The 6,065-nt window shown below is 47.8% G+C and carries 6 protein-coding genes and 1 other annotated feature; all 6 genes read left to right on the forward strand.

Going from position 1 to position 6,065, the window contains the following annotated elements:
- Positions 1-51: 51 nt before the first annotated feature.
- The 6 genes from FC82_RS13205 to pheT all read left to right on the forward strand — a co-directional run bounded on the left by FC82_RS13205 (position 52) and on the right by pheT (position 5,939).
- The gene (locus FC82_RS13205; protein WP_056997249.1) at positions 52-819 is read left to right on the forward strand and encodes a TrmH family RNA methyltransferase; all 768 of its coding nucleotides are present in this window, start codon (positions 52-54) and stop codon (positions 817-819) included.
- A gap of 59 nt (positions 820-878) precedes the next feature.
- Positions 879-1,121, forward strand: coding sequence for a hypothetical protein (locus FC82_RS17225; protein ID WP_054761473.1), 243 nt, complete (start codon positions 879-881; stop codon positions 1,119-1,121).
- Positions 1,122-1,240: 119 nt separating this feature from the next.
- Entirely contained in the window at positions 1,241-1,753 is a 513-nt protein-coding gene (locus tag FC82_RS13215) for an HD domain-containing protein (protein WP_056997245.1), read from the forward strand.
- Positions 1,754-1,780: 27 nt separating this feature from the next.
- Positions 1,781-2,173 (forward strand): winged helix-turn-helix transcriptional regulator, encoded by a 393-nt coding sequence (locus tag FC82_RS13220; protein ID WP_054761474.1) that lies wholly within the window; start codon positions 1,781-1,783, stop codon positions 2,171-2,173.
- 24 nt (positions 2,174-2,197) lie between these two features.
- Positions 2,198-2,431, forward strand: a binding site (T-box leader).
- Between the two features lie 41 nt (positions 2,432-2,472).
- Positions 2,473-3,519 carry a phenylalanine--tRNA ligase subunit alpha gene (gene pheS, locus FC82_RS13225; RefSeq protein WP_056997246.1) on the forward strand — a complete coding sequence of 349 codons (1,047 nt, stop codon included), beginning with the start codon at positions 2,473-2,475 and terminating at the stop codon, positions 3,517-3,519.
- 8 nt (positions 3,520-3,527) lie between these two features.
- Positions 3,528-5,939, forward strand: coding sequence for a phenylalanine--tRNA ligase subunit beta (pheT, locus tag FC82_RS13230; RefSeq protein WP_056997247.1), 2,412 nt, complete (start codon positions 3,528-3,530; stop codon positions 5,937-5,939).
- Positions 5,940-6,065 lie beyond the last annotated feature (126 nt).

Raw genomic sequence — 6,065 nt, forward strand, 5'->3', positions numbered from 1 at the left:
GTGCTAGTATGTATATATGGTAACAAAAATCGGAAAGAAGAGGTGGACATGATCGAAAAGATTACGTCAACACAGAATGCAAAGGTCAAAAAATGGCAACATTTAACAACAAAAAAGGGTCATCAAAAATATCATCAATATCTCGTGGAGGGCTGGCACACAGTCGGCAATGCATTGACTGCGCACGAACCCGTTCAAACGCTGATTGCCACTGGCGAACAGCTTGATGCACATCAAAACGACTTGCCTGATACGATCGAACAAATTGAAATTACTGAAGAAATTGCCAAGAAACTAACGGATACGGTAACACCGCAGGGTATCTTTGCTGTGGTAAACATCACGGCTGCTACCCGGGTGGCGCCGGCCGGTGCTGATGGTGCTTGGCTGCTGCTGGACCGGATTCAAGACCCAGGCAACATCGGCACCATGGTCCGGACCGCTGACGCAGCAGGCTTTACTGGCATTGTCTTTGGCAAAGGGACCTCCAGTCGTTTTAATCCGAAAGTGATTCGCTCGATGCAGGGCAGCCAGTTTCACGTGCAGTTGACCGAGGGCGATTTGACAGAGTGGCTGCAAACCTTTCAGACTGCCAACAAGCCGGTCTACGGTACAGCCCTGAACAAGGACGCCAAAAACTTCCGCGATGTTACAGCGGGCAACGACTTCGGCCTGATTATGGGTAATGAAGGCCAAGGCATGGCACCTGAGTTGATGACGCAAACGACTGAAAATCTCTACATCCCTATCAAGGGTAACGCAGAGTCATTGAATGTGGCGATTGCTGCTGGGGTTTTGATGTTTCAACTGAATCAGTAGTGTACGTGAAATCGGAAATTCGGTGAAAAATGATCATCTAGGGTGCCGGATAGACCATTATGGCACTGTGCTTGTTAATGAAGATGGCTGGTATTGTGAGCAAAATGATCGGCTGGAAAATTTGCGGGGACTGCTGCCATGCCATAGGTAAGGCATTGGTTTGTGTTAAGAACAGGACTGCCAATTTGGCCGGTGATCAGGGCAACGGCGCTATTTACGACGCGGTTTACTGGGCGCCGCTTTACTGCTGTGACGAAATGGACACTTGCCTGTTCTTGGTCACCAGTTTGAATGCATCATAGCCTTCAAGCGGTGACCTTTAGGTTTATTTAATCGAATAAAGGGCCATTTTACTTGTTATTTGTAACAAAATTCAGTATAGTATGTCTAAATGAACTTACTTAAGCAAAGGAAGCGTTCTATGAAGACCAATGATTGGCGTACAGACACAGAATATATCGCTTTAGTGGACGACTTACTGGCAAAGCCAGAAGTGCAGAAATTGGGCAACTACACGCAGCACCACCATTCTGACCGACTCACACATTCGATCTCAGTGTCTTACGATAGTTACTTAATTGCTAAAAAACATGGCCTAAACACCCGGGCAGTCGCTCGGGCGGGGCTGCTGCATGATTTATTCTACTATGACTGGCGCACCACCAAGTTTAACTTGGGCTCTCACGCCTTCATCCATCCGCGGGTCGCACTACGTAACGCGGAGAAGCTGACTGAACTGACCCCAATGGAAAAGGATATTATCCTGAAACACATGTGGGGTGCCACGGCGGCCATGCCAAAGTATCGCGAAAGTGTTGTGGTCAGCCTAGTTGACGACTATGATGCGATTCACGAATTTTTCAGCCCATTGCGGGCACGGGTCAGCCAATGGAATATGAAGCGATTAAAACAAGCTTTATTTGATAACAAATAGTATGAGATTAAAACAGGGGGTGTTAAGATGGATCAAACCTTAACGCAAGGATTAGTGGATATTGACAATTTTGAACTTTGTCCGAAGTTTGAACAAACGTTTAGCATTTTAGGTAAGAAGTGGAACGGACTGATTATCGATGTTTTGTTGAATCTTGGTCCGCAGCGGTTTAAGGATATTGCTGGAAAGGTGACGAAGTGCTCTGATCGGGTGTTAGTCGAACGCCTGAAAGAACTCGAAACTAACGGTATCGTTGTGCGTAATACGTACGATGATTCGTCACTGATTGAATACGCCCTCACTGAAAAGGGTCAGGATCTTGCCGGCGTCATGAAAACGGTGCACAGTTGGTCAGAAAAATGGAACCAATTGGACACTGCCGGCGCGCAAGAGGTTGACCAATGCCATCAACCGCTGTAAACTAGTTGTTGTGCAAAAATTGAATTAAATGCCTTAACGAAAGAGCAGTAGGTTCAGCGCCGACCCCAGAGAGAAAACCAGGTCACTGGAAGGTTTTTGGTTGGTTAGGATCGAATTCACTTTCAGAGCAGAGATTGGGCGTCGCAGTCATTATTGACCGCCACAAAAAATCTTCCGGTTGATTAACCGTTATTAAATTACCGAGTGTACTTATTGATAAGTAAACAAGGGTGGTACCGCGAAAGCTTCGTCCCTTTATTTGGGGCGGAGTTTTTTTATTTTGTTAAGGAGGATCAGGAATGACACTTAGAGATCAGTTGGAAAAAATCCGTGAAGAACGGAAACAGAGTATCCACGATGTTGATGACCTTAAAAAACTTGATGACCTGCGGGTGCAGTTATTAGGTAAAAAGGGTCCCATTACCCAAGCATTACGCAGTATGAAGGACTTGCCCGCAGACGAACGGCCAAGTTTTGGTCAGTTTGCAAACAAGGTTCGTGATGAACTGAAGAACGCCATCGATGACCGCAATGGCGAATTACAACAGGCAGCCCTGAATTTTAAATTACAACACGAAAAAATTGACGTGACGTTACCAGGCGCCCCAGTGATGCAGGGTCAACCGCACGTCATTCAACAAATTGTTGATCAACTCGAAGACCTCTTCATGGGCATGGGCTACCAGGTATTAAGCGGTCCTGAAGTTGAAGAAGACAAGTACAACTTCGAAATGATGAACCTCCCAAAGGATCACCCAGCGCGGGACATGCAGGATACATTCTACATCACAAAGGAAATCTTGATGCGGACTCAAACGTCGCCAATGCAGGCGCGGACGTTGGAAAAACACGATTTCAGCAAGGGACCGTTGAAAATGATCTCCCCAGGTGTTGTTTACCGGCGAGATACCGATGACCCAACCCACTCTCACCAATTCCACCAAGCTGAGGGGCTTGTGATCGACAAGCACATCACCATGGCTGATTTGAAGGGGACCTTGGAATTAGTTGCCCACACCTTGTTTGGTGACCGGTTTGATGTTCGTTTACGACCAAGCTATTTCCCATTTACGGAACCTTCCGTTGAAGCAGATATTACCTGCTTTAACTGTGGCGGTAAGGGCTGCAGCGTCTGCAAGCACACTGGCTGGATCGAAGTTCTGGGTGCCGGTATGGTGCACCCGAACGTGTTGAAGATGGCCGGCGTTGACCCGAATGTATTCGGTGGCTTTGCCTTTGGTCTTGGCCCCGATCGGTTTGCAATGCTGAAATACGGTGTTGACGATATCCGGAACTTCTACTTAAACGACGTCCGGTTCCTCACCCAATTTGCTAAGAAAGGATAATCTAACCAATGAAAATTTCTTACAGCTGGTTAAAAGAGTATTTAGATATTGACGTACCGGCAAAGGACTTAGCAGAAAAAATCGAACGGGGTTCCGTTGAAATTGATTCTGTTGAAAAGCCCAGCGATGGTCTAAAAAAAATTGTGGTGGGCGAAGTCATGTTCATGGAACCGCACCCTGATTCAGACCACTTGAATGTCTGTCAAGTTGACGTTGGCGAAGATGACCTTTCTCAGATTGTCTGCGGTGCCCCTAACGTTGCTCCGGGTCATAAGGTGATCGTTGCTTTACCCGGGTCGCGTATCGGCGGCAACGTGAAGATCAAGCGGTCTAAGATGCGCGGCGTCACCTCAAACGGGATGATTTGTGCCTTAGACGAAATCGGGTTCAGCAAGGATGTTGTCCCAAAGGAATGGGCTGACGGTATCTACTTCATGCCCGATGATGCTGAAATCGGGGCACCCGTTTTCTCTTATCTGGGGATGGATGATGATCTGATCGATGTTGACGTGACGCCAAACCGTGGTGATATGCTGAGCGTGTACGGCGTGACCAATGACGTGGCCGCTCTTTACGATAAAACAGCGAACCTTAACCACCCGAGTGTGACCGAGATCGGCGAAAAGGCGGCTGACCAAGTTTCAATGGACACGAATGCCGACCTTGCGCCGATTTACAAGATGCGGATCGTCAAGAACGTCAAAATCAAGCCAAGTCCACGCTGGTTGCAAATCAAATTGTGGAACGCTGGCGTTCGGCCCATCAACAACGTGGTTGACGTCACAAACTACATTTTGTTGAAGTATGGTCAACCGTTACATGCGTTCGATTTTAATAAAATCAAGGGCAATACTGTTGTGACTCGTCATGCGCGCGCTGGTGAAAAGCTCACCACGCTGGATGAAGAGGAACACGATCTTGATGAAAACGACATTGTGATTGCGGATGTTGACAAACCCATTGCACTTGCTGGTGTCATGGGCGGGTTCAATTCACGGATCGATGACGATACGACGACGGTTGCCATCGAATCGGCTGTGTTCCAACCAACGTTGATCCGAAAGACTGCGCAACGGCATAACCTGCACACGGATGCTTCTCAACGCTTTGAACGCGGTGTGAACCACGGCGGCGTTGCTGAAGCTCTGGATGCAGCGGCCCAAATGATGGATGAATTGGCTGATGGTGATGTTTTGACTGGTATCGTTACTGGCGCTGAATACGATGTAAAGGACGTTGTTGTTGATGTGACCCTGAGCCGTGTGAACCATGTTCTGGGGACCGACTTATCAGCGGATGATGTTGAAGCAATCTTTAAACGGCTTGGTTTTGGCGTGTCAGTTAGCGGGGAGACCTTTACTGTGACTGTACCGCCGCGCCGTTGGGACATTCACATTGAAGCTGATTTGCTTGAAGAAGTTGCGCGGATCTACGGCTATGATGAAATTCCATCAACCCTGCCAAGCGGCCCAACCACACTAGGTGTGCTGACCGATAAGCAACGGCTCATCCGGGCATCTCGCAGTCTGTTGGAAGGCTTTGGCTTGAATCAGGCCATCTCCTATGCACTGACAACCCATGAAAAAGCGCAACAGTTCTTAATGCGCGATACTGAAACGACTGAATTGAGTTGGCCAATGACGACCGACCACACGACCCTGCGTGAAAACTTGGTGAGCGGGCTGCTGGATGACGTTGCTTACAATAACGCTCGTCACGTCAACGACATTGCCCTCTACGAACAAGGTCGGGTCTTCTACCGCGAGCCAGAAGACGTCCGGCCAAGTGAGCAGGAGCATATCGCCGGGGTGATCAGCGGTGAATTGACACCGACAAGCTGGCAGCACAGCAAAGCTCAAAAGGTTGATTTCTATCAGCTGAAGGGTATCGTTGAACAATTTCTGGCTAACCTGGATGTTGAGGGCGATGTGACTTTCGAAGCCACTGACAAATACCCTGATTTGCATCCCGGCCGGACCGCTGATATTTCGATCCACGGCCACTATGTCGGCTTTATTGGTCAGGTCCATCCAACAGTTGAAGCAGCATACAAGATCAAGGAATCCTACGTATTTGAACTTAATTTGGATGCTTTGATTGCTATGCCGAAGAAGGCTAACCAGTACGATCCAATCTCGAAGTACCCGGCTGTCTCCCGTGACATTGCGCTGTTAGTTGACCGGTCTGTCACCAACGATGAGATTTTAGCCAAGATCAATAAGCGAGGCGGTGCTTATCTGAAGTCCGTTCACTTGTTTGATATTTATGCCGGCAAGAACGTGCCGGCTGGCAAACAATCAATGGCATACACGCTGACGTATCAAAATCCAAATGAGACGTTGACGGATGACGAAGTCAGTCAAGCCTTTGCAAAGGTTGAAAAGATTTTGACCGAAGATTTGAATGCTGAAATTCGTTAATTTACCAGCTTAACCTTGAGGGTTGAGTTTCGCAATGTTTTTAAAACCGAGGGTCTGCGGATCCTTGGTTTTTTGGCTCTTTGTCAACTGGTATTGGTGGAGAGTTTTGAAACGTATTTGACTTTA

It is taken from the genome of Secundilactobacillus collinoides DSM 20515 = JCM 1123 (genome assembly GCF_001435975.1).
Lineage (GTDB): Bacteria > Bacillota > Bacilli > Lactobacillales > Lactobacillaceae > Secundilactobacillus > Secundilactobacillus collinoides.